The 24,043-nt window shown below is 73.1% G+C and carries 21 protein-coding genes; 10 read left to right on the top strand and 11 right to left on the bottom strand.

Annotated elements, in window-relative coordinates:
* A partial coding sequence (locus ACFYVL_RS08570; RefSeq protein WP_389242143.1) for an ATP-binding protein occupies positions 1-2,219 on the bottom strand: 2,219 nt, incomplete at its 3' end.
* Positions 2,220-2,286: 67 nt separating this feature from the next.
* Between ACFYVL_RS08570 and ACFYVL_RS08565 the strand changes: the two genes are divergently transcribed.
* On the top strand, positions 2,287-3,510 hold the full coding sequence (locus tag ACFYVL_RS08565) for a GNAT family N-acetyltransferase (RefSeq protein WP_389242141.1): 1,224 nt from the start codon (positions 2,287-2,289) through the stop codon (positions 3,508-3,510).
* 95 nt (positions 3,511-3,605) lie between these two features.
* On the opposite strand, the gene ACFYVL_RS08560 is transcribed toward ACFYVL_RS08565, so the two are convergent.
* On the bottom strand, positions 3,606-4,106 hold the full coding sequence (locus ACFYVL_RS08560; RefSeq protein WP_389242139.1) for a MarR family winged helix-turn-helix transcriptional regulator: 501 nt from the start codon (positions 4,104-4,106) through the stop codon (positions 3,606-3,608).
* Between the two features lie 39 nt (positions 4,107-4,145).
* On the opposite strand from ACFYVL_RS08560, the gene ACFYVL_RS08555 reads away from it, so the two are divergent.
* Entirely contained in the window at positions 4,146-5,528 is a 1,383-nt protein-coding gene (locus ACFYVL_RS08555) for an MFS transporter (protein WP_389242137.1), read from the top strand.
* 64 nt (positions 5,529-5,592) lie between these two features.
* Positions 5,593-6,714, top strand: coding sequence for a hypothetical protein (locus tag ACFYVL_RS08550; RefSeq protein WP_389242135.1), 1,122 nt, complete (start codon positions 5,593-5,595; stop codon positions 6,712-6,714).
* A 246-nt stretch (positions 6,715-6,960) separates the two neighbouring features.
* Here the strand turns inward: ACFYVL_RS08550 and ACFYVL_RS08545 are convergent, their stop codons facing one another.
* From ACFYVL_RS08545 to ACFYVL_RS08530, 4 genes are all read right to left on the bottom strand, one after another.
* The gene (locus tag ACFYVL_RS08545) at positions 6,961-10,497 is read right to left on the bottom strand and encodes a BTAD domain-containing putative transcriptional regulator (protein ID WP_389242133.1); all 3,537 of its coding nucleotides are present in this window, start codon (positions 10,495-10,497) and stop codon (positions 6,961-6,963) included.
* A 526-nt stretch (positions 10,498-11,023) separates the two neighbouring features.
* Positions 11,024-11,701 (bottom strand): hypothetical protein, encoded by a 678-nt coding sequence (locus ACFYVL_RS08540; protein WP_389242131.1) that lies wholly within the window; start codon positions 11,699-11,701, stop codon positions 11,024-11,026.
* Positions 11,702-11,735: 34 nt separating this feature from the next.
* Positions 11,736-12,581, bottom strand: a complete 846-nt coding sequence (locus ACFYVL_RS08535; RefSeq protein ID WP_389242129.1) for an alpha/beta fold hydrolase — start codon at positions 12,579-12,581, stop codon at positions 11,736-11,738.
* A gap of 52 nt (positions 12,582-12,633) precedes the next feature.
* A complete protein-coding gene (locus tag ACFYVL_RS08530) occupies positions 12,634-13,407 on the bottom strand; it encodes an alpha/beta fold hydrolase (protein WP_389242127.1) in 774 nt (257 codons plus the stop codon).
* Positions 13,408-13,571: 164 nt separating this feature from the next.
* Between ACFYVL_RS08530 and ACFYVL_RS08525 the strand changes: the two genes are divergently transcribed.
* Positions 13,572-14,504 carry a LysR substrate-binding domain-containing protein gene (locus ACFYVL_RS08525; RefSeq protein ID WP_389242125.1) on the top strand — a complete coding sequence of 311 codons (933 nt, stop codon included), beginning with the start codon at positions 13,572-13,574 and terminating at the stop codon, positions 14,502-14,504.
* Between the two features lie 35 nt (positions 14,505-14,539).
* Here ACFYVL_RS08525 and ACFYVL_RS08520 read toward each other — a convergent pair whose 3' ends face one another.
* The gene (locus ACFYVL_RS08520) at positions 14,540-15,121 is read right to left on the bottom strand and encodes a hypothetical protein (RefSeq protein WP_389242123.1); all 582 of its coding nucleotides are present in this window, start codon (positions 15,119-15,121) and stop codon (positions 14,540-14,542) included.
* A gap of 161 nt (positions 15,122-15,282) precedes the next feature.
* Between ACFYVL_RS08520 and ACFYVL_RS08515 the strand changes: the two genes are divergently transcribed.
* Positions 15,283-16,248 carry an LLM class F420-dependent oxidoreductase gene (locus ACFYVL_RS08515; RefSeq protein ID WP_389242121.1) on the top strand — a complete coding sequence of 322 codons (966 nt, stop codon included), beginning with the start codon at positions 15,283-15,285 and terminating at the stop codon, positions 16,246-16,248.
* Positions 16,249-16,395: 147 nt separating this feature from the next.
* A complete protein-coding gene (locus tag ACFYVL_RS08510) occupies positions 16,396-16,938 on the top strand; it encodes a type 1 glutamine amidotransferase domain-containing protein (protein ID WP_389242119.1) in 543 nt (180 codons plus the stop codon).
* A 68-nt stretch (positions 16,939-17,006) separates the two neighbouring features.
* On the opposite strand, the gene ACFYVL_RS08505 is transcribed toward ACFYVL_RS08510, so the two are convergent.
* A complete protein-coding gene (locus tag ACFYVL_RS08505) occupies positions 17,007-17,693 on the bottom strand; it encodes a GAF and ANTAR domain-containing protein (protein WP_389242564.1) in 687 nt (228 codons plus the stop codon).
* Between the two features lie 160 nt (positions 17,694-17,853).
* On the opposite strand from ACFYVL_RS08505, the gene ACFYVL_RS08500 reads away from it, so the two are divergent.
* The gene (locus ACFYVL_RS08500) at positions 17,854-18,810 is read left to right on the top strand and encodes a GlxA family transcriptional regulator (protein WP_389242117.1); all 957 of its coding nucleotides are present in this window, start codon (positions 17,854-17,856) and stop codon (positions 18,808-18,810) included.
* 166 nt (positions 18,811-18,976) lie between these two features.
* Positions 18,977-19,975, top strand: a complete 999-nt coding sequence (gene gap, locus ACFYVL_RS08495; protein WP_389242115.1) for a type I glyceraldehyde-3-phosphate dehydrogenase — start codon at positions 18,977-18,979, stop codon at positions 19,973-19,975.
* A 93-nt stretch (positions 19,976-20,068) separates the two neighbouring features.
* Here the strand turns inward: gap and ACFYVL_RS08490 are convergent, their stop codons facing one another.
* Positions 20,069-20,890, bottom strand: coding sequence for a phytanoyl-CoA dioxygenase family protein (locus ACFYVL_RS08490; protein ID WP_389242113.1), 822 nt, complete (start codon positions 20,888-20,890; stop codon positions 20,069-20,071).
* A 437-nt stretch (positions 20,891-21,327) separates the two neighbouring features.
* On the opposite strand from ACFYVL_RS08490, the gene ACFYVL_RS08485 reads away from it, so the two are divergent.
* Positions 21,328-21,654, top strand: coding sequence for a plasmid stabilization protein (locus tag ACFYVL_RS08485; RefSeq protein ID WP_389242111.1), 327 nt, complete (start codon positions 21,328-21,330; stop codon positions 21,652-21,654).
* A gap of 156 nt (positions 21,655-21,810) precedes the next feature.
* Complete coding sequence (locus ACFYVL_RS08480) at positions 21,811-22,800, top strand: SDR family NAD(P)-dependent oxidoreductase (RefSeq protein ID WP_389242109.1); 990 nt, start codon at positions 21,811-21,813, stop codon at positions 22,798-22,800.
* Positions 22,801-23,044: 244 nt separating this feature from the next.
* Here ACFYVL_RS08480 and ACFYVL_RS08475 read toward each other — a convergent pair whose 3' ends face one another.
* Positions 23,045-23,629, bottom strand: coding sequence for a GNAT family N-acetyltransferase (locus ACFYVL_RS08475; RefSeq protein ID WP_389242107.1), 585 nt, complete (start codon positions 23,627-23,629; stop codon positions 23,045-23,047).
* Positions 23,630-23,709: 80 nt separating this feature from the next.
* Positions 23,710-23,979, bottom strand: coding sequence for a hypothetical protein (locus ACFYVL_RS08470; protein WP_389242105.1), 270 nt, complete (start codon positions 23,977-23,979; stop codon positions 23,710-23,712).
* Positions 23,980-24,043 lie beyond the last annotated feature (64 nt).

Raw genomic sequence — 24,043 nt, 5'->3', positions numbered from 1 at the left:
CCGGGGCCCGGGGGGGGGGGCCGGGGGTGGGCGGGGCCCGCGCGGGGGGCGGGGGGGGCACCCCCGGGGGCCCCCGGGCCGGGGGCGGGGGGCGGCCCCGCGCCCTCCACCTCGCCCTGGGCGAGGGCGAGGTGGCACACCAGTTGGTAGTGGTGGAACAGCCCTCGGCCGTGCAGGGCGTCCGAGGGCCCGGCAGCCGCGTCCGCGGCGGCTGCCACCTCGCCGCGGAGCAGCGCCAAGTGGCCGCCCAGGCAGCGCAGATGCTGGTGCGCGGACGGCGGCGGTCCCTCGGCCAGCGCCTCTTCGAGCAGTACGGCCGCCTCGTCCCACCGCCCCGCCAGCGTCAGCCCGTGCACGGCGAAACAGGCGAGATCGGCGCCACGGCTGAGGCCCAGACCGAACCTGCGAGCACGGCGTATGCCGTCCAGCGCGACCTCGGCACCGCGCAGGTGATCGCCGGCCCGGGTCAGCACCATCGCCTCGTACATCGGCACCGTCATCAGCAGGTCGTGCCCCGCGAGCCCCTCGGCGAGCGTACGTGCCTCGGCCAGCGCCGCCAGGTCGCCGGTCAGGGCCCCGACCCCCAGCAGACCCCGGACGGTGACGGTCGCGTCCTCGGTGCGCCGGCCGGAGCGAAGCGCCTCGTCGAACGCCCACCGCGCCCTGTCGGTGTTCGCCGGCAGCCCCATGGCCAGCACGCCCAGCACCCGTCCCCGCTGCACGTTCCCGACCTCCTCGGGCAGCAACCGCAGCGCGTGCTCGAAGTCATCGATACCGCTGCCGTCGAGACGGTGCCGCAGCCGTCCGCGGTGCTCCAGCAGCAGGGCGGCCCGCTCGGGAGCCGTGCCCGCGCCGAGCACGGCGAGCCCGGCCGCGGCGTGGTCGACGCCCTGCGGATACGCACCGCTGAGCATGCACGCCTCGGCCGCCTCCGTCAGGACACCGACCAGGTCGGTGCCGATCCCGGCCGACGGGTCCGGCACCCGCTCCCACAGCTCGATCACCCGCTCCAGCAGATGACGCTGCTCGCCGTACGCGTAGGAACGGCGGGCCCGGCCCGCGGCCCGGTACGCGACGGCCAGCGCCTGTACGTGATCCCCCGCGGCGTACGCGTGCGCGGCCAGCCCGGCGGCGTCGGAGTCCGCGCCGGCCGTGCCCGAGCCCAGCGCCTTCGCGTAACGGGCGTGGAGCCGGGAGCGCTCGCCCGGCAGCAGGTCCTCGTACACCGCCTGCCGGATGAGCGCGTGCCGGAACGCGTAGCCGTCGCCGGAGGTGACGAGCAGGCCCTGGTCGACCAGCGGGCGCAGCAGCGCGTCCAGCTCCGCACCGCCCTCCTCGGCGACCTGCTCCAGGAGCCGGTGCGCGACCCGGTCGCCGCCCGCCGACACCAGGCCCAGCAGCCGACGGGCGGCGGAGGGCAGGGAGCGCGGTCCGCGCAGGAGCAGTTCGCGCAGGCTGTCCGGCGTGCGGGCGCCCCCGTGGGCGAGTGCTTCGACGAAGAGCGGGTTGCCGTCGCTGCGCCGGTGGACGCGGTGGACGGTGGCGGCGTCCGGTTCGCTGCCCAGGATCGCGGCCAACTGCCGGGCGACATCGGCTTCGGCCAGCGGGAGCAGCCGCACCGTGCTGGTACGCGGGCCCCTGGCGAGTTCGGCCAGCAGCGCGCCGAGCTGTCCGCCGTCCGTCCCGCCGGGCCGGTGGGTGGCGAGCAGCAGCACGCCGGGCCGCGTCAGGTTGCGCGCGAGGAACGCGAACAGCTCACGGGACGCGGCGTCCGCCCAGTGCAGGTCCTCCACGGCCAGCACGAAGGGCCGGACTGCGGCGGCCCGTTCGATCAGGGCGAGGATCTCCTCGTACAGCCGGTGCTTGCCCGTACCCGCCGCGTCCGTCGCGCCGAGTTCGGGAAACCAGCGCGCCAGCTCGCGGTAACCGCCCGCCGGAGCCGCCGCGTCGCGGATCAGTTCGCGCAGCACCGCCACGAAGGGGGCGTACGCGAGCCCTTCGCCGCCGAACTCCGTGCAGCCGCCCCGCACCACGCGCACCGCGGACTCCTGGGTCCGGGCGAACTCCGTGAGCAGCCGCGACTTGCCGATCCCGGCCTCGCCGACGACGAGCGCCACCACGAGGCCCTGCTCCCGCGCCGTGCGCCACGCCCGGACGAGTGCGGCCAGCGCGTCGCCACGGCCGATGAACACCGGACTGACCACGCGTTCCGCCACCATCGCGCCAGCATATAAATACCGAACTCTCCTGATGCGCCGCGGGTGTTTACCCGGCGACGCTCGACACATGAACACTCCGTACCCCCTGCGCACCATCGAGGCCCACGAGTTCGACGCCTGGGCCCGCATGATCACCACCACCTACGGCCAGGACTGGCGCGAGGGCTCCCTGCGCGGCGCCCGCTCGGTGATCGAACCCGAACGCACACTCGCCGCCTACGACGGCCAGGACATCGTCGGCGGCGCCTCGATCTACGGCCGCTCGCTCACGGTGCCCGGCGCCTGCACCCCGGTCGCGGGCATCACACTCGTCGCCGTGCTGCCCACGCACCGACGGCGCGGCATCCTCACCGCCGTGATGCGCAGGCAGCTCACCGAACTGCACGAGACGGGCGGCGAGGCGGTCGCCGCACTCAACGCGGCCGAAGCCACCATCTACGGCCGGTTCGGCTACGCCGTCGCCTCCCACCTGGCCCGTCTCCAGGGCGACAAGCGGGACATGACCATGCGCCCGGACACCGATGCCGGCGCCGGCACCCTCCGGCTGCTCGACGCGGAGCGGGCCCGCCCGCTCCTGGAGAAGGTCCACGACACGGCCCGCCTCCGCACCGCCGGCTGGGTCGACCGTACGGAGAAGTACTGGGACGCCCGGCTCCTCGACGCGGAACACACCCGCGGCGGCGCGACGGCCCTGCGCTTCGTCGTCCACACCGAGCCCGGGGGCGAGGTCACCGGCTACGCCTTCTACCGCTCCCGGGAGAGCACCGTCCACATCGTCGAACTCGCCGCCACCACCCGGCAGTCCTACGCGGCGCTGTGGCGCTACTTCATCGACCTCGACGGCCACGACCGCCTCACCTACGAGGGCGCCGTCGACGAACCCCTGCCCCACCTGCTCCTCAACCCGCGGGCCGCGCGCACCAGCGTGGTCGACAACCTGTGGGTACGCCTCGTCGACGTCGACCGGGCACTCGCCGCTCGCCGGTACTCGACCGGCCTGGACGTGGTCCTGGAGGTCGAGGACACCTTCTGCCCCTGGAACACCGGCCGCTACCGGCTGTACGCGGACGACGACACCGTCACCTGCGAACGCACCCGGACGCGCGCCGACCTGCGGCTGACCGTCGCCGAACTGGGCGCCGCCTACTTGGGCGGTCCCACCCTGGCGGGCCTGTCAGCCGCCGGCCGCATCGAGGAACTGCGCCCCGGCGCCCTGGCCGCCGCCTCCCTCGCCTTCCGCGGACCGCGCGAACCCTTCCACGTGTCCGGTGCCGCCTTCCCCGCCTTCTGAACACGTGTCCGGTGCCACCTTCCCCGCCGTCCGAAACGGAGAACCCGCCATGACGACCCCCCGCACCCGCCGCCACTCCACCCTCCTGCGGCTCTTCAGTCCTCGTCTTCGGTGAGGGTGGAGGTGAGTTGTGCGAGCAGGGCGGCGAGCCGGTCCTGCTCCGCGTCACCGAGCCCGGCAAGCAGGCGGCGCTGGTTGGCCAGATGGGTGGCGATGAGCTCGTCGGCCAGGCCGACGCCCTTGCCGGTGAGGGTGATGAGGCGCCCGCGGGAGTCGTTCTCGCTGATGGACCTGTCCACCAGGCCACGGGCTTCGAGCCGGTCGACGCGCTTGGTGATCGCGCCGGTGGTGACGAGAACGGTGCGGCTGAGGTCCCCGGCGGACAGCGCGTAGGGCTCGCCGGAGCGTCGGAGTGCGGCGAGAACGTCGAAGTCGCCGTTGCCCAGGCCGGCGGCGGCGAAGGGCGGACGCAGGCGCTGGTCGAGCATTTCGGTGAGCCGGAAGAGCCGGGCGACGACGAGCATCGGCGTGGCGTCCAGATCGGGGCGCTCGTGCTTCCACTGGTCGACGATGGCGGCGATGGGGTCGGTCTGCATGCCTTGATTATATCTTCCATGGAAGCTAGTTTCCCTTCCATGGAAGATAATCTTGCGTCCCGGCACCCGGCCGGGTCCACCGGGCGGAAGCGGGACGCGGTGCACTCGACCTCGGCCGACGCCGACACAGACACCTCCACCCGGCGCCGCCTCATCGGCGCGAGTCTGGTCGCCTCGCTCGGCGACGGCATCTACGTGCCGTTGACGATGCTGTTCGTCCACGCCCTCACCGGACTGTCCCTGACGGCGATCGGCGCGGGCCTGACCCTTGCCGGGCTGTGCGCGCTGGCGGTCATGCCGGTGGTGGGCGCCGTCATCGACCGGTTCGGCGCCCAGCGCGTGGTGGTGGCGTCGCTGCTGCTGCGCGCCGCCGGGTTCGCCGCCTACCCGTTCGCCGTCTCCTACCCGGCGTTCCTCGGTGTCGCCCTGGTGGTCGCGGTCGGGATGTGGGCCTCCTCGCCGAGCCAGCAGGCGTTCATCGGCGAGATCGCCCAGGGCTCCGGCCGCGACCGGCTGCTGGCGTGGGACCGCAGCCTGCGCAACGCAGGCATGGGGGCGGGCAGTGTGGTGGCGGCGGGCCTGCTGGCGCTCGACGGCAGCACCGGTTTCACGGCCGCCGCGATGGCACTGGCCGCGCTGTTCGTCCTCGCCGCGGCCCTGATGGCCAGAATCCCGGCCACACGCGGCAACCCGGTGCGGCGACACGGGGAGAACCCCGTGCCGCCACAAGCCAAGCCGGAAGGCTACCGGCAGGTGCTCGGCGACCGCCCCTATCTGCTCATCACCGCGGCCAACTTCCTGATCGCCTTCGGCTACACCACCCAGGCCATGGCCCTGCCGGTCTTCCTGACCCGCGACGTCGGACTGCCCGACGCGCTGGCGGGTGTCGTGTTCGCCGTGAACACTGTCCTGGTCGCCTCGCTCGGCGTCCCGGCCGCCCGGCTGACACTGCGCGGCAGCCGCCCTCGTACCGCGGCACTGGGCGCGGCGGTCTTCGCGCTGTCCTTCGCCGCGTTCGCGCTGCTGCCCCAACTGGTCAGCGGTTCGGGCGCCATGGCCGCCGTCCTGGCGGTCGGCGTGCTCTACACCGTCGGCGAACTGGTGCACTCCGGACCGGCACAGAGCCTCTCGGTACAAGCCGCCCCCGACCACCTCCGGGGACGCTACCTCTCGGTCTACCAACTGTCCTGGTCGCTCTGCCGCACCGTCGCACCCCTGCTCATGGGGTTCCTGCTGGAAGCCGGGCGGTGGCAGCTGTGGACGGTCCTGGCCCTGCTGGTCCTCACCGGCGCGGCGGTCCTGCTGCGCGCCGAGCGCGCCTTCCCGGCACACGCCACCGGAACCCGTCCCGCCCGTCGGACGTGCGACGGGGCCGCGGCGACCGGCACCCGGCCGTCGCGCACCGTCCCGCACAGTGGATGAAAACAACTGGGCCGGTCCGCAGCCGTTTTGCGATGATGCCCGCTGCATCTCCCACGGAGGACGATTGTTCGTTTTCGTTTGTACGGGCTGCGGCGCCGAGTTGACGGGCCCGCTGTCCCCGGTCGCGTTGCCGCCCCACGCACATCAGCGGTACGGCAACGGGGTCCAGCTCCCCGTACTCATGGAGCCCGGCACGTTCGCCGTGGACCCCGAACCCTGGGGGCCGCCATTGCGGAGGTGGGAGGACATCCAGCCGGACGAGGCGACCGCCCGGGGCATCCACGCACCCGTGCCCGTCCTTTCCGGCGGTGCGCCCGGTGCGATCGTCGTGGCCCCGGGCGACGTCCGGGGCACCGTACTGATCCCGGACAGCCGCGGAGGCGGCTACTGCTGCGGCCTCGACGGGACCGGCGGACCCAATGTGGCCTGCATGGAGTGTGCCGGGCCCGTGGCGAGCCGGATCGACGACTGCTCGCTCTGGCAGGCGATGTGGCTCGCCCCGAACGCCGTACGCCGCCTCCCTGTCGGCGGCACCGACCCGGCACCCCGCCCCTGGCCGGAGCTGATGGCCCAGGGGCGGAGCACGCCCCCGTTCGAGCCGCTCGCCTCCTGGGGGTCGCGGAGCGCCGTCGGCCACTGGTCGCACTACGTGTGGACCTGGAGCCCGCAGTGGGAGGCCGCGGCGGGCCAGGCGCTCGCCCACCTCCTCGCGGCCTCCGACGGCCGCCCCGTGACCGTCCCGGACGGCTTGGCCGGGCAGGTCTTCCAGCGCGCGCTCGACGCCCTGCTGCCCACGGGACCGAGCGCACGACGCGCCGTCCTGGCCGGACCGGGGCTGCCAACTCCCGGCAGCGACACCCCCATTCTCCTCGTACCGTCCCATCCGCAGACGGGGGAGCCCTGGGCCCCGGCCGGCCCGGCACCGTACCTGGTGCCGCTGCCGTTCGGGGTGTGGCTGTGGCTGGCCTTTCCCGTGCGGGACCTGCCCGTGCCCGCATCGGGCGTCCTCCCGGCCGGCGTCCTCCGCGACGACTTCGACCCGCCCGCGCCGCACCCCCACCACCTGTTCCGGGCCGACCCGGAAGTGTTCCGGCACACCCTGGCCCGGCTGCCCGCCGTCCGCGCCCCGTGGCTGCGGGAGATCCTGGAGAACCTCGTGCACCACAGGCGCGGGGGCCTCTTCTAGCCGGCATCCAGCCGTGGGAGGTGGTGGTCACCGCCAGGGCCGCCCGGCCGGACGCGGCCTGCTTCAACGGCGCTTCCTTGTCGGGGCCGATGCCCTGCGCTCCGTACGGACCGCCGCCGCCGACCTCGACCCGCCACGGCCGCGCGGTGGCGTTGGACGGCGTGTCCCCGGCGGAGATCCTCCTGGTCAACGCGCTGCCGGACACGGAACGACGGGCCCCGCCGCGTCGCCCCACCGTCATCGCGCTCATCGCTCCGGGCTTGGCACCGATACCCGAGGAGACGGGCCCCGCTCGTCGGTCAGGGGTTCTTCCACGGCCGCGATCCGACGCAGCAGAAGCGCGGCGTGCAGTTCCTCGGCCGTCTCCCGCGCCCGGCGCAGCAGGGGCCGGGCGTGCTCGGGTGCGCCCGCGGCGGTCCACGCCTCGGCCAGGTCGGTGAGGGTGGCGGCGATGTCGATCGGGGACTCGGCCCGTTCCAGGAAGGCGAGGGCCTTTTCGAGGAGGGGGACGCGCCGGTGCGCGGGGGAGGTGACGGCCATCGCCCGCCAGGCCAGGCCGACGTACAGGGGCGCACCCCAGCGGACCGCGAAGTCGAGCGCCTCCTCGGCCAGGGCCCGTGCCTCCTGGTGGCGGCCGAGACGTGCCAGCTCCGTGACGGCCGAGCAGCGCCACGTCTGATGGCCCGGGTTGTCCAGCCCCCAGAGGGCGATCTGCCGTCCGGCTTCGAGGAAGTGCGCCGCCGCCTGCTCCGCGTCCCCACGGGCCGAGCTGAGGATGCCCCGGGCGTTGAGGTAGGTGGTCCGGGGCCAGGACTCGGTGTCGGCGTGGTGTGCGACGCTGTCCAGCCACCGTTCCGCCTCGTCCAGCCTGCCGAGGCCGACGAGCGCCCGCGCGTACTGGGAGACCAGGGCCAGCGGCCTGCGTACGTCCTGGTCGAGGGGCACGCTGGTCAGCAGCCGGCACTCGGCGAGTGCCTTCCGGTGGTCCCCGCGCCGCAGCGCCATCTCCACCCGGATCTGTACCCGGGACAGGTCGACGGTGGAGAAGTCCGGGTCGCTCGACTGGTCGCAGAGCTGCTCGACCAGGGCTGTCCGGTCGGCCCACTTCGCGAGCATGGCGAGCAGGCCGACCAGTGCGCGGGGCAGCTCGGCGTACTCGGCCGCAGTGCGCGGGGTGGGGAACCGGGCGAGCGTCTCCTGTGCGGTGAGCCGGAGGTTCGCGGCGTCGTCGCAGATCAGCAGCGCGGTGGCGACCGGGTCACCGGCGACGTGTGCGGCCGGTGTGGCCCTGATCTTCCGGATCAGGGCGTGCCAGGGGCCGGGGGTGAGGGAGTTGACCAGCCAGGCGGCGCAGCGGATGGCCAGCGCGTTCCAGGGGTCGACGGTCTCGGCCTCGGAGGTGACCGTGTCGATGAGCCGGGCGGCGGCCCCGGCCTGCCCCTGCGACACCATGACCCAGGCCAGCGGGACGACCGCCGTCGGGGGTTCGGAGCGGTCCCGCTGGATCTGGAGCGCTTCCTGGAGGTGGAGGCGGGCGGCGTCGGGGTTGGTCTGGAGTTCGGCCTGCCCGAGGTGCAGGAGCACGTCGGCCCGTTCGGAGGGCGTGGTGATGCGTGCCGCCGCTTCGAGGTAGTGGACGGCCTGCGGGCCGGCGCCCTCGCGCAGACAGTCGTTGGCCGCGTCGACGAGGGTGACGGCCCAGGGCGCCCACTGCGTGCCGGACAGTTCGGCCAGGTGGTCGGCCACTTCCCGGTTGGGCCGGTGGGTCATCCGGGCCCGGCGTGCCGCCGCCACGCTGATGCGGTCCCGGTCGTCGGGTGTGCAGGCGTGCAGGAGCGCGGTGGCGAAGAGCGGGTGGGGGAGCCGCGCCGGTTCGGCTGAGGCCAGCACCCCGCGGCGGGCCAGCCGGGTGCAGAGCTGCCGGGTCGCCGCGGGGGACTGTTCGCACACGGCGGCCAGCGTCTCGGTGTCCGGTTGGTGGTCGGCGAGTACGGCGAGGGCGCGTACGAGGCGTACGGCGGCGGGCCCGTGCCGCTGGAGGAGGCGGCCGAGGGCTCGGGCGAACCGGTCGGTGACGAGGTCCGGGGTGATGCCGGCACGGTGGCGGGCCGGGTCGAGGTCGGCGAGCAGGGCCGCGACAAGGACGGGGAGCCCGCCGGTGATCTCCCGTACCTCCGTCGCGAGAGGCATGAGCGCGGCCAGGGCCTCGGACCGGGACGTACGTTCCGGGTGTGGCGCGCGCGGCCGCCGGTGGGCCAGCGCGGCGATTGCCGGTACGTCCAGGGGCCCCAGGCTGACGACGTGCTGGGCGTTGGCCTCCAGCGCGGCGAACCAGGCGGTGCCGGGGTCGTCCAGCGGCACGTCGGAGGCGGCCAGCACCAGCAGCACCGGGCGGCGCAACAGCCCCCGGCCCACGAGTGCGAGGGCCTCCAGGGATGTGGCGTCGGCCTCCGCGATGTCGTCGACGAACAGGAGGACCGGGGCGTGGACCGCGTCGAGCGCCCGAAGCGCCCAGTCCGCCAGCGGGCGCGCGGCGGCGTCGGCAGGCGGGCAGGGGCCCTCCTGCGGGGACAGTCCCAGTGCTTCCCGCAGGCCGCCGACGAGGGCCGGCTCGTCGCCCCCGGCGGAGAGGGAGAGCCACCGGGCGGCGGGCAGCCGCCGGGCCGCCTCGCTCAGCAGCAGTGACTTGCCCGTTCCGGCCCCGCCTGAGACCACCACCAACCCGCCGGTACCGGAATGCGCCCGAACGGCGAGTGCGGTAACGGTGCTGATCTCGTCCTCCCTGCCCACGCACCAGGGCCCGCCCTCCGCGCCGGGCAGCTCGGCGGAGGGTACGACCACGGGCGCGGCCTGGAGAAGCGGGGCCGCCTCGGAGGCAGGGAACTCGCGGGACGGGACCTCGGAGGCAGGCCCGGCCACGGCGGTCGGCGGTGCCAACGTCAACGCCGAGATGTGCGCCGGCGTCGGAGCCGAAACCGTGGACGTCGTCGCGTGCGGTTCGCGCAGTTTCTCCCCATTGAGGATGCGGGTGTGGAGGTCCCGTAGTTCGTTGCTCGGCTCGACGCCCAGTTGTTCGATCAGGAGGTTTCGGGTGTGGCGGTAGGTGTGGAGGGCTTCGGACTGTCTGCCTCCGGCGTACAGGGCCTGCATGAGCAGTCCGTGGAGGCGTTCGCGCAGGGGGTGTTCGGCGGCGGCCAGGCGGAGGCGGTCGACGACCTGTTCGGCCCGTCCGCCCATGATGGCGTTCTCCAGGCTGTCCTCCAGGACCACCAGGCGGCGTTCGGCCAGCGAGATGCGGCGGCGTTCGGCGTAGGGGCCGGGCACTCCGGCCAGGGGTTCGCCGTGGAAGAGGTCCAGGGCGCGGGTGTAGTGGTCGTCGGCCTGGTGCCACTGGCGGCGGGTGCGGGCGCGTTCGGCCTCGGCGACCAGGTTTTCGAAGCGGCCCAGGTCGAGCTGTTCGTCGGCGATGCGCAGCTGGTAGCCGCCGTGCCCGTAGAGCAGGACGCAGGGCGGTGTCCCGGGCGGGCGGGGTGGTTCGAGTACGGCGCGCAGCGCGGAGACGTGGGTCTGGATCACCTTGTTCGCGCGCAGCGGGGCGTCCTCGGCGTACAGGGCGTCGAGCAGGGTGGGCATGGAGACCCATTGGCGGCGGCGCAGGGCCAGCACGCTCAGCAGGGCTCTGCGCTGCGGCGGGCCCAGTGGCACAGCGGTGCCGTGCTGCTGGGCGGTCACGCCGTTGAGCAGCGTGAGGCCCAGGCCGGCGACCACCTCGTCAGCCGTCATCGTTCGTTCCCCGTTGTCCTTCGTTCCCCGTTCCGGCCTGGTCAAGGGCCGTACTTATGCAGTGGGCATCATATGACCTGCGGGAATACCGCCCATCGGCCCGACTCCGACGCCGACGTCGGGCCTGTTCCGGGCATCGAAACGCTGCTCGGGCGGAAGCCACGGGTGGCGGGAGCGACGGGCCGGCCTCCGGTCACCGGCGGTGGCCCGATCCGCCGCTCGGGGGCACGGAACTTTCGTACAAGACAGGGCCGTTGAAGTCGGCGACGGTAGAGGCATGCGCACACACGAAGTGGGGGACAACCCCGTGGATCGCGGCGTCGGCGACGGCTGGGAGGTTGCCCGTCCCCGCGGCGGCGCCTGTCTCGACGGTGTCCGGATGGCAGGATTCCGTGACCGGGCCGCCGCAGGGCTCGACATGCGGGTGGTTCCTCAGCCCGCAGTGGTCGTCGTCATCGGGCTCGGGAACGACCCGTTCCTGGTGGAAACCGCCACGGGGCGGCACACCATGCGCAGTCTCGTCGCCTCATTGGCACCCGGCCCGGTGCTGCCGTCCGGCGGTTCGGTCCTGATCGTGGAACCCGTGCTTCCCGAAGTCGTCGACCCCGGCGCGGACACCGAGCAGGTCCGCTACCTTCCGCTGCTCGTCCTCGTACCGGCCGTTCTCGTCCCGGATCGCCACGACGGACTCCGGGGTGAAGTCCTGGCCGAAGCGGTAGACGTCGAGGCAGTAGGTGAAGCCGGACTCGCCGAAGAGGTCCGCGCCCTCGCTGCGGCAGTACGCGGCCAGGCCGTCGGCCACGTGCCAGCGCGTGCCGTCGTACCAGAAGACACCGCCCGCGTAGTGGATCGTCCGGCCCGTCGCCGGGTCCGTGAGGTTCAGCGACTCGTAGTTCTCCGGCCGGTCGCGGACCAGGGCGACGAGGGGTGCGGGGACGCCCGCGTAGAACGACTCCTGGAGGGCGAAGTCGTCCTCGGCGTACAGGTTCAGGTCCGACTCGTGGTCGAACGTGAGCAGCAGTACGCGGCCGTCCTCGGCGAAGTACCAGACGGCTGACTGGCCGCCGCGGTCGTTCCAGGCCAGCCGGTGCGCGCCGGTCACCGTCACGGGTTCGACCTGGGCCAGGTCGTTGACGACCGCCGCGCGGCGCCGCACTTCGGGCAGGGGTGTCGCTGCCAGGGCGTCCCACATCGCGTTGCTCATGCCCGCAGGGTATCCACCGCCCACGACGGTCCCGTCAGGCGTCCGCAGGGTGGGCGGGGAACTGCTGGGACCGGTGCAGCCCGTCCAGGAACTCCGCGACCTTGGCGGTGAGCAGGTCCGGGTTCTCGCCGGGCAGGCCGTGGCCGCCGGGGACCCGCAGCAGGCGGGCGTGCGGGATGCGCTCGGCCAGTTCGAGCTGGTGGTGCGGCGGGACGAGCCGGTCGTCGGCGCTGGACAGCAGCAGCGTCGGGGCGGTGACGTCCGGGAGCAGGTCGCTCAGGTCGACGGCCGCATCCGTCTCGGTCTGCCGGACGAAACCGTCCACGGAGCCCGTGATCAGCTCGGCGAACCCGGCCGCCGCCTGGGCGAACGTCTCCGCGTCCCAGCCGCGCAGCGTGTCCTTGCCCAGCGCGGTGAGCAGGATCAGCCGGGCCAGGGCGTTCGGGTCGGTACTGCCCAGCTGCCGCCACAGGTCGAACTGGAACGCCATGTGGGCGTCCGTGCGCACCCAGCCGGCGTGCGCGGTGAGCGAGGTGACCAGGTCCGGGTGCAGGGCGGCGCCCGCCGTCGCGACCACCGCGCCCAGCGAGTGGCCCACGAGGTGGAAGCGTGGGAGTCCAGCGTCGCGGGCCGCCGCGACGACGACGGCCACCATGTCGGCCACGCCGATCGGGCCGCCCGGGTCACTGGTCTCCCCCGAGCCCTGGAGGTCCGGGGCGACGATGGTGTAGCGGTCGCTCAACTCGGCCATGAGCGGAGCCCAGTTGCCCGAAGCGGTGGCGCCGGTGCCGTGCACCAGGACCAGTCCGGGGCCGCTGCCGGAGACGAGGTAGTGCGCCTTGGTGAGGCCGCCGGAGGTCGGAACGTCGACGAAGGGCATGAGTAACTCCTGAGAAAATAAGGGTTGTTGGAGCGAGAGGGGGTGGTGCGATTCAGGGCAGGTCGGCGAGTGCCGCGCGCAGTGCGGCGGTGAACCGGTCGGCCTGGTCCTGCTGCGACATGTGTCCCGCGCCTTCGATCACCGTGAGGCGGGCGCCCGGGATCAGCGCCGCGAGTTCACGGGGCACCGACAGCGGCACCTCGGTGTCGAGTTCGCCGTGCAGGAAGTGGGTGGGCACGAGCAAGGAGGCCATCCGGTCGCGCGGGTCGTAGCCTGCCTGGTCGACGACGAGCCGGTCGATCCGGAAGGTCGAATCCAGCAGCTGGCGCACCGTCCAGTCGATCATCGCGGTGCTCGCGCCGGGCCGGTACCAGTGCGGTACGAAGTCGGCGAGGGTGCCCGCCCGGTCGGCGCGCAGGTCCGCGAGCAGCTTGTCCATGGCGTCCCGAAGCCCGGAGAAGTGGTGGATGCCCGCGTCGACCGGGATGATCGCGCCGAGCCGGTCGGGGGCGGCGAGGGCCGCCTCGACGAGGAAGGCGCCCGCGATCGACGAACCGATCAGCACCGGCCGGTCGAGCCCCAGCGCGTCGACGAACCGCAGCACGTCGCCGGTGAGCCCGCTGATGGTGTAGCCGTCGGCGGGCCGTTCCGAGCGCCCGCAGCCCCGCCAGTCCAGGGTGATCACACGGTGGTCGGCCATGAGGTCGGCCGCCTGCGCGTCCCACACCCGGCCGCTGGTGCCCCACCCGTGCAGGAACACCAGCGGTCGGCCCGCGCCGAGGTCCTCGTAGTGGAGTGCGGTGCCGTTGACCGTCGTGTACGCCATGATGCTCTCCCCTCCCCGCCTGCCCTGCCGGCCCGGACCGCCCGGCCGGTGCGCTGCGGTGATGGACAGATTCCAGCGGACGGACGCCCGTCGACCAATGAGTGATCCACTCCTAGACTCATCACGGATCGTGATGGGTCGGAGCAGCGAGAGGGCGGGGCGGGGTGGAGCTGCGGCAGCTGAAGTACTTCGTGGCGGTGGCCGAGGAGCTGCACTTCGGGCGGGCCGCCGAACGGCTGCACATCGTGCAGCCCGCGGTCAGCCAGCAAGTGCGGCGTCTGGAGCGGGAGTTCGGCGTCACTCTCTTCGACCGCAGCAAGCGGGCCGTACGGCTGACCGAGGCGGGCCGGGCGCTGCTGCCGCACGCCCGCGCGCTGCTCGCGGCCGAACGGTCGGTGGCCGAGGCGATGGACGCCGTACGCGGCGAGCAGGAGTCCACCCTGCGGATCGGTACGAGCGTGGGGCTCGGGCTGCGCCTTGACGGGGTGCTGACCGCGCTGTCGGAGCGGGCGCCGCGGCTGCTGGTCGAGCTGGTCAGCGCACCCACGGCGACGCGGCTGCAGCAGGTGCGCGACGGAGACCTGGACGCCACGTTCGTACGCGGCGCGCACCACGCACCCGGTCTCGAACTGCTGCCGCTGTGGCGGGACGAACTGGTCGCGGCGCTGCCCGCCGCGCACCCACTCGCCCAGCGGGACCGCGTCGACCTCGCGGACCTGGCCGGGCTGCCGCTGCGGATCGCACCCCGCGAGGACAACCCGCACCTGGTCGACGCGGTGGTGGGCGCCTGCCGGGCGGAGGGGTTCGAGCCGGTCATGGGCCCGGCGTTCACCACCGACCAGGACACCCTGGCCGCCATCGCCGCGGGCCGGTCGAGCTGGACCGTCTACTTCGCCCCGCAGGCCGCCGTACAGCCCGCGCACCGGATCGCCTTCCGGCCCTTCGCCGACCCCACCCGGGCACCGTCCCTGCCGACCTCCCTGGCGGTGCGCCCCGACCCGCCGTCCCACCGGCTCACGGCCCTGCTCGACGCGTGCCACGAGCAGGCGGAGCAGGGCGGCGCGGTCCGCGGCCAGGAGCGGACACCAAGCCGCTGACCCGCCCGCTCCGCACGACGCCGGAGCTACGCCGCCTACTCGGGCCGATCCGGCCGTTCCAGGGACAACCGCTCGTACTCGACGGCCAGTTCACGCCGATTGGCGGCCAGCGCGGACGCCACCACATCGAACCGTTCCTGCAACCGGCGCACCCGGTCCTCCAGAACCTCCCGCCGCGCGGGCCCCTCCGCGACCTGGCGCGCCTCCGAACGGGCCATCTCGTCGTCGAGGACGCGCTGCTCCCGCACGTCGCGCACATCCGCGCGGCGCAGCGCCGCTTCGCTCCGGTCCAGCCGGTCCTGGCTGGCTTCCACCAGACGACGAGCTCTCGCCAGAGCCTCGTACGAACGCTGCCGATGGCCGGCGGCCTTCTGCCCCGCGCCCCGGGCCCTCGCGTCCAGCTCGTTCTCCCACGCGACCAGCCGGCCTTCCCGCTCGTCGGCCGTCCGCTCCCGGTCGTCGGCGAGCTGTTCCCGGCCGTCCGCGACGCGCTCCCGGTCGTCGGCCGCCCGCTCCCGCTCGTCGGCCGCCCGCTCCCGGTCGTCGGCCGCCCGCTCCCGGTCGTCGGCAGCGGTGCCGGCCGCGGTACGCCCCTTGCCCGTCCGATCTCTCCCCATGCCGCCAGTATGGCCAGTTCGTCGGCACTCGTCATGGTTGAGATTTCGGGCCGCCTCCGCACCGGCATGCTCAGGGAGACCGGATCCCGGGTGCGTGCTCGTGGGGCCCTGCTGTCCTGGGGGCCAGGTTTGAGATCCGAGAAAAGGGCAACACGCACTTTATGGTGCAAATTGGCTACACGATGATGACCGAGCAGGCGGGTCCGCGCGCCCTGGTCACGGACGTGGTCGCCGCGGAGCGCGCCGGTTTCGACTTCTCCGTCACGTCCGACCACTACTTCCCCTGGCTCGACTCGCAGGGGCACGCGCCCTACGCGTGGAGCGTGCTCGGTGCGGCGGCGCAGGCCACCGAACGGATCGGCCTGATGACGTACGTGACCTGCCCTACGGTCCGCTACCACCCGGCGGTGATCGCGCAGAAGGCCGCCACCGTGCAACTGCTGGCAGAGGGCAGGTTCCGGCTCGGTCTCGGCTCCGGGGAGAACCTCAACGAGCACGTGGTGGGTACGGGGTGGCCCTCGCCGCAGGTGCGCATCGAGATGCTCGAAGAAGCCGTGGAGATCATCCGGGCACTTTTCGCCGGCGGCAACGTCAACCATCAGGGTGCCCACTTCGACGTCGCCAACGCCAAGCTCTGGGACCTTCCCGACGAACTGCCACCGATCGGAGTGGCGGTGTCCGGCGAGCGGTCCTGCGCGGTGGCGGGACGCGTCGCGGACCTGGTCATCGCCACCGAGCCGAAGCCCGCACTGATCGAGTCCTTCGAGCAGCACGGTGGCCGGGGAAAGCCCCGGGTGGGCCAGCTCCCGATCTGCTACGACCCCGACCGCGACGCGGCCGTCGCCCGCGCGCACGACCAGTTCCGCTGGTTCGCGGGCGGCTGGCCGGTGAACGCGGAACTCCCCGGCCCCGCGAGCTTCGCCGCCGCGACGCGGTTCGTCAGGGAGAAGGACGTGGCGGGGGCGATCCCGTGCGGCTCCGACGTGGACGACTTCGTCGAGGCCGTACGACCGTACGCCGAGGCCGGATTCACCGAGATCGCCCTCGTCCAGGTGGGCGGCGACCACCAGCGCCCCTTCATCACGTGGGCGGAGAAGGAACTGCTGCCCGCCCTGCGGGAACTCTGAGGCGGGAGACGCCCGGCCGTCCGGGAAGAACGGGCGGCGGAACGAGTACGAAGCACGAGCACAAGGCACGAACGCAAAGCACGAACACAAGGCGCAGCGTCGAGCCGGACCCAGCAGGGCCGGCCGGGAAACAGGAAGGGACTGTCCATGCGTATCGCATTCCTCGTAGCCCCCGAAGGCATCGAGCAGGTCGAGCTGACCGAACCCTGGGCGGCCGTGGGCGCGGCCGGCGGCACCCCCGTACTCGTCTCCACCCGGACCGGCCAGGTGCAGGCCTTCCACCACCTCGACAAGGCGGACACCTTCCCGGTGGACCAGGTGGTGGGGGAGACCTCGGTGGAGGAGTACGACGGCCTCGTACTGCCCGGCGGGGTCGCGAACCCGGACGCGCTGCGACTGGACGACGACGCGGTCGCCTTCGTCAAGGCGTTCTTCGACGCGGGCAAGCCGGTCGCCGCGATCTGTCACGCACCATGGACCCTCATCGAGGCCGATGTGCTGCGGGGCCGCACGCTCACCTCCTGGCCCAGCCTGCGCACCGACATCCGCAACGCGGGCGGCACCTGGGTGGACGAGCAGGTCAAGATCTGCACCGGCGGCCCAAACACCCTGATCACCAGCCGCAAACCGGACGACCTCAAAGCGTTCTGCGAGGCCCTGCTGAGCGAGTTCGGCAAGACCGACGCGTAGCGCGGAGCCCCGGCCGCAGGGGCGTACCGGTGGGTCCGCCGGTACGCCCCCGCGCGTGACGCCCCGGGTCAGAGGGCGCCCTGTGCGCAGACGCGGCGGGCGACCTCGCGGAGCTTCACGTTGTTCTCCTGGGAGTAGCGCCGCAGGACGTCGAACGCCTGCTCCTCCGTCAGGTGGCGGGAACCCATCAGGATGCCCATGGCCTCGCCGATGGTGTGACGCGTGGCGACGGCGTGCTCCAGCTGGGCGTGGGTGCGGGCGCTGGAGAAGGCGACCGCGGCGTGGGAGGCCAGCAGCAGGCCCGCCGTCTCGCTGACGGGCGTGAACGCACCGGGCTCGCGGGAGTAGAGGTTCAGGGCGCCGAGGGTCTCGTCCACGGTGAACAGGAGGAAGCCCATCATGCTGCCCACACCCAGTTCGCGGGCCCGGGGGGCGTAGGCGGGCCACCGGTGCTGTTCCCCGGTGAGGTCGGCGATCCGGAAGACCCGGTCCTCGTGCGGCTCGCGGGCGGCGTCGAAGCAGGGGCCTTCGCCCAGGCGCTCCTGCAACCGGTCGCTGTCCACGACCAACTGGTCCGTGGGAGCCAGGGACTCGACCTTCGCGTCGCGCACCACGAGGATGCCGGCCGCGTCGCAGCCCTCGACCAGCTCGGTGGCCGAGGCCGTGATCCGCTCCAGCGTCGCGGTCACGGATTCCTGCGCCAGCAGGTCCCGTGCCATCGAAGCCATCTGCTGCGCGAACCGCTCCCAGCTCATCATGTCCTCCCTCTGTTGGTCGTCCTGCCGGTCGTCCGTTGCGGGTACCACCGCCCTTCCAGCGTGCCAGGCGGGGGCAGCGTGGCGCGGGAGGCGGTCGAGGCGCAGGTCAGGAGGGCCGCCGTGTCGGCCGGTACCACCGCCACGTACTGTCGTGCCCGTGTCCGTACCATCCCTGCGCCGCGTCGCCGTCCTCGTGCTCGAAGGTGCGAAACCGCTCGACGTCGGCATTCCCGCGCAGGTGTTCACGACCCGCGCGAGCATGCCGTACGAGGTGCGGGTGTGCGGCGCTGCGCCAGGCCCCGTGGCCGGTGGCGACGGGCTGTCGTACGACGTCGCCCACGGGCTGGAGGCACTCGCGTGGGCCGACATCGTGTTCGTGCCCGGCTACCGGCACCCGGACCGTGACGACCCGCCGCGCGCCGTCGTCGACGCGCTGATCTCCGCCCACGCACGCGGGGCCCGGCTCGCCGCCATCTCCACCGGCGCCTTCGCGCTGGCCGCCACGGGCCTGCTGGACGGTAGGCGTGCCACGACGCACTGGCACTACACGCGGGCCCTCGCGGCCCAGCGCCCGCTCGTCCGGGTCGACGCGAACGTGCTGTTCGTCGACGAGGGCAGCGTACTGACGTCGGCCGGCGCCGCCTCGGGCATCGACCTGTGCCTGCACATACTGCGCGGCGACCTCGGGGTGGCCGCGTCGAACCACGCCGCACGGCGCCTGGTGGCGGCCCCCTACCGCAGCGGCGGGCAGGCACAGTACGTGCCGCGCAGCGTGCCCGAGCCGCTCGGCGAGCGGTTCGCCGCCACCCGGGAGTGGGCGCTGCGCCGGCTCGGTGAGCCACTCACCCTCGAAGCGCTCGCCAGGCACGCGGCGGTGTCGCCGCGCACGTTCTCGCGGCGCTTCGTCGAGGACACCGGGTACACGCCGATGCAGTGGGTCATGCGGGCCCGCATCGACATGGCCCGCGAACTGCTGGAGCGCTCGCAGCGGGGCATCGAGCAGATCGCCGCCGACGTCGGGCTCGGCACCGGCGCGAACCTGCGGCTGCACTTCCAGCGCATCCTCGACACGACGCCGCGCGAATACCGGCGCACCTTCGCCCAGGACCGGTAGGACACCGCCGCGCCACGGCTGCCGCCCGACGGTAACCGGGCCCGGCACGAGGCCACAGACGTAGCCCCCCACCTGGCGGGATCCTTGCGGACCGTGGCGATCACGCCGCTGTCGCCGGTGCGCGCCGCGCGCGAACCTGGGGGCGAACCGGAAGGGGACACCACTCATGACTCGCATCGCCATCAACGGATTCGGCCGCATCGGACGCAACGTGCTGCGCGCGCTGCTCGAACGCGACAGCGACCTGGAGGTCGTGGCCGTCAACGACCTCACGGAGCCCGCCGCCCTGGCGCGGCTGCTCGCCTTCGACTCGACGGCGGGCAGGCTCGGCCGCCCCGTGACCGTCGACGGGGACACCCTCGTGGTCGACGGCCGCCGCATCACCGTGCTCGCCGAGCGCACACCGGGGCAGCTCCCGTGGAAGGAACTCGGCGTCGACATCGTGCTGGAGGCCACCGGCCGCTTCACCTCGGCCGAGGCCGCGCGCGCCCACCTCGACGCGGGCGCGAAGCGGGTACTGGTCAGCGCGCCGGCCGACGGAGCCGATGTCACGCTCGCGTACGGGGTCAACACCGACGCCTACGTCCCGGCCGAGCACACCATCGTCTCGAACGCCTCCTGCACGACCAACGCGCTCGCCCCGCTGGCGGCCGTCCTCGACGAACTCGCCGGTATCGAGCACGGCTTCATGACCACGGTGCACGCCTACACCCAGGAACAGAACCTCCAGGACGGGCCGCACCGCGACCCCCGCCGCGCCCGCGCGGCCGGCGTCAACATCGTGCCGACCACGACGGGTGCGGCCAAGGCGATCGGCCTCGTACTGCCGAACCTGGACGGGAAGCTGTCGGGCGACTCGATACGCGTACCGGTTCCCGTGGGGTCGATCGTCGAGCTCAACACGACCGTGGCGCGCGACGTGACGCGCGAGGAGGTGCTGGAGGCGTACCGCACCGCGGCCCAGGGGCCGCTCGCGGGCGTACTCGAATACTCGGAGGACCCGCTCGTGTCGTCCGACATCACGGGCAACCCGGCCTCTTCGATCTTCGACTCGGCACTCACCCGCGTCGACGGCCGCCACATCAAGGTGGTCGCCTGGTACGACAACGAGTGGGGCTTCTCGCACCGCGTGATCGACACGCTCGAACTCCTCGCGGCGAACTGACCGCGGTCGAGGAGCGCCCCGGCCAAGTCCCGACCAGGCCCCGATCAGGCCCGTTCAGGCCCCGACCGCGGCTCGACCGCGGCCCGGCCGGGGCTACTGGCCGGTGGGACGGCCGACCCCGCCGGCCGGAGCGGCCGGGCCCTCGGCCCCGCCTGCCAGGCCCCGGCGGATCGCCGTCTCCACCGGCGAGTACGCGCCGTCGGTCCTCTCCAGCTCGTACGGTGCGGCCGGCATCAGCGGCGGCTGGGCCATGAAGCGCGGCCGTACTCCGTGGTGCGGTTGCGCCGCGTGCACCAGGAACGGGTGGCACAGGAAGACATCGCCCGGGGACCCGGTCGCCAGCGCCTCGGAACGGTGGTCGGACGCCGCCACCAGCTCGGGGGCCAGGTCCAGCCCGCTCGCCCCGTCCTCCCCGTACCTCTCCAGCACCTTCGGCACGTCCAGGTGCGAGCCGACCCGGATGCGGGTCGGGGCGTCCTGTTCACCGACCTCGCTGAACAGGAACAGCATCAGCAGCGCCCGGCCCCGGGAGCGCAGATTCGTGAAGTACCAGCTCTCGCCCTCCGGGAGGTAGCTCCCCTCGATGTGCCAGCCGGCGTCGTCGGGCTCCTGTTCGTGCGGGAACCGCAGCGGGAAGGTGCCCAGCGAGTAGCGCGGCTCCCAGCGCCCCGGGCCGACGAGCAGGTCGTACGCGTGGTGCAGGGAAGGGGAGTTGGGCGCGGCGGCGAACGGCCCCTGTGCCAGGCCGCCCACCCAGTGCACCGGCTGCGTCCACGTCGAAGGGTCGTCCGGGTCGCAGCCCGTCTCCCGCCACAACAGGCGCGCGCAGTCCGCGGCCACGCGGGGCGCGACGGCGCCCTCCAGCTTGACGAAGCCGTCGCGGAGGAACCGGGATACCAAGGTCGTGTCGTCCATGGACCCATCGTGCGGCGGCCCCGCACCCGGCCGCCCGACATTCCCCGCACCGCTTTTGCCGGGTGGCTGCTCGGTGCGCTGGGCTGTGTCCTCATGGAGTGCTCACCACACCGGGGGGCGCGGAACTCAGAACCGCACTCTCCTTTCACCTTGCGCCGCCGCGCCACGATCGGCCACCCGGGGCACGTCGTGACGCACCGTGCACATACGGCACGGGACCGTGCCGACGCACAGGAGTGCCCTGATGAGCAGAACTGAATCACGGCGGAGGCGACCTGGGACGCGCCTTCCCGATCCCGAGGACACGCTTTCGGTGGCGCGGCATCACGTGCGCGATCGCGGGTACGCGGGTGCTCTGTCCGAGACGGTCACATGGCGGGACGCCGCATCGTGTGAGCCCCTGGAAGAGGACCGTTGCACGATGAAAGGGGAGAGCCATGCCCGCAGGAGCCAGCCGTAAGAGGGAACGCCAGTACGAGCACATCAAGGAGAGCGCCAAGCAGCGCGGGGAAACCACGAAGCGGGCCGAGGAGATCGCCGCGCGCACCGTGAACAAGGAGCGCGCCCGTAGCGGTGAGTCCCGTACCGCCAGCCGCACCTCCATCAAGGACCCCAAGTCGGCCTCCGAGCGCGGAGGCGAACGTTCCCACAAGGGGGCACAGGGCCGCACCAAGGACCAGCTGTACGCCGAAGCGCAGCGCAAGAACATCAAGGGCCGCTCCTCGATGAACAAGGCCGAGCTGGCCAAAGCCGTCGACCGCTGAGCCGCACCCGCACCCTCACCCGCGCGCGCGGCGACCCGGCGGGCTCGGAAGGGTGAAGGCCCTGCCCAAGCCGTGCACCCCCGCGCCGGACACCAACCGGTCCGCGCCGCGGCAACCGCCCCACCTCGACCGCCCCATCTTCGGAAAGGCAACGACATGGCCCACCGCACGCGCCTCCCTCCGCGACGCAGGGGACCTGGGGCCCTGGTCACCGGCGGCTCCAGGGGGCTGGGGCTGTACCTCGCCCGGCACCTGGTCGAGCGTGGCTGCAACGTGACCATCGCCGCCCGGGACGCGGCCGAACTGGAGCGTGCGGCACACCAGTTGTACGAGGAGACCGGTGCGACCGTGCACGTGGCGGTGTGCGACGTCCGCGACCGGGCCGCCGTCGGCGAGATGATGCGAGTCGTCCACGAGCGCGACGGCCTGGACATCGTGGTGGCCAACGCCGGGGTCATCCAGGTCGCGCCCCTGGAAGCGGTCGGACCCGAGGAATTCACCGACGCCATGGAAACGATGTTCCACGGCGCGCTGCACACCTCGCTGGAAGCGTTGCCCTACCTGCGCGGGAGCCGTGGCCGCCTCGCCCTGATCGGTTCCGTCGGCGGCCTGCTCGGCGTGCCGCACCTGCTGCCGTACTCGTGCGCCAAGGCGGCGGTCGGCGCCCTCGCCGAGGGGCTGCACGCGGAGACGGCCGCAGCAGGGGTGAGCGTCACCGCCGTACACCCCGGACTCATGCGGACCGGCTCGCACCGGCAGGCGGAGTTCGGCGGCGACACGAGCGCCGAGTTCGGCTGGTTCAGCGCTGCCGCGGGCGCTCCACTGCTGTCCATGGACGCCGACCGGGCGGCCCGCCGGATCGTGGACGCGGTGATCCAGCGCCGCGCCCGGCTGGTGCTCACCGCGCCGGCCAAGGCGGCACAGCTCGCGCACGGCATCGCACCCGGCCTGACGACCCGTCTGACCGGCCTCACCGCGCGGCTCCTGCCCGCCGCACCGGGCAAGGGCCCCCTGCGTCAGGGCCACGAGGCCGGGCTGCCCCGCCATCGGATCGCACGGCGGCTCCGCGCCTGGGGCAGCGCACGCAACGACCGGGTCGCGCGCCACGCCAACCAGCGGGAACCCGGGCCCCGCACCAGCTCCTGACCCCGCCCCAGGGGCGGCAGCAGCGTCCCGCGGGCGGTAGCCGCGTCGCACGGGCGGCTCCGCGCCTGGGGCAGCGCGCGCAACGACCGGGCCGCGCGCCACGTCAACCAGCAGGAACGCCGCTCGCCGGGTGCTGCGTCGCACTGGGGTAGCCGCGCCGCTCGCCGGGTGCCGGGCCGATCGTCGGTTGCTGCGCCGCTCGCCCGGTGCCGCGCCGCCGCACCGCCGGTCCGCTACCGCACCGTCACGGCTGCTCCGCGCGGGCCGCCACCGGCACGGCCGACGCCTCCCACTCCCGCTTCAGCAGCCCGTACACCCACGTGTCGGACACCTCGCCGTCCACGACGCAGTCCTCCCGCAGCATTCCTTCCCGTACGAATCCGATCTTCTCCAGGACCCGCGCGGATGCCGCGTTGCGCGTATCGGCCTCGGCCTGCACCCGATTCAGGTCCAGCGTGTCGTAGGCCCACCGCAGCAGGGCGTGCGCCGTCTCCGTCGCGTAGCCGTGGCCCCACATGGCATCACCGAGGCAGTAGCCCAGCGAAGCGCTGCGGTAGTCCTGGTTCCATCCGATGAGCCCGCACCAGCCGACGAAAGCCCCGTCGGACGCGCGGTCGACGGCCACCCGCGCCCCGGTCCCCTCGTCCGCGAGCTTCCGGCACCGCTCGATGAAACGCTCGGCGCGGGCCCGGTCGGTCCACGGCGGGGAGTCCCAGTAGCGCATCACGTCGGTGTTGCTGTGCAACGCGAACAGCGCGTCCGCGTCGGCGTCCGTGAAGGGCCGCAGACGCAGGCGCGCGGTGTGCAGGACGGGAGTGGCCAGAGTCATGCGCACCATCCTGCGCCCTCACGGGGCGGGCGGACAGCGAATATCGCATGGACAGCGAATATCGCATGGGCCCCGGCTGCTCAGTACCAGCGGAACCAGGCACGGTCCTGATCGATGTGGAGAAGGAACCCGGCGACGGGACCGGACGGCGACACGAGTGTCAGGGCCGCCTCGATGCGGCCGTAGGCGTCGTCGAACCGTGCGGAATCCTCGGCCTCGACCAGAGCGTTGACCTCGTCGAACCAGGGCTTGAACCTGCTGAAGGCCGGCTCGGCGAAGAAGCGGCCGCGCAGCCAGGGCATGTCGCTCTCATCGACGGCAATGGTGCCGACGAGCGTGCTGTCACTCATGAGCCGCCACACACTGTCGGCATCGGTCATCCTGGCTGGCCTCGTGGGTTCGGTGCCACGGCTG

Source organism: Streptomyces sp. NPDC004111 (genome assembly GCF_042874215.1).
GTDB lineage: Bacteria > Actinomycetota > Actinomycetes > Streptomycetales > Streptomycetaceae > Streptomyces.
The sequence above is the reverse complement of the archived record's forward strand: the minus strand, read 5'-3'. Positions and strand labels throughout refer to the sequence as shown.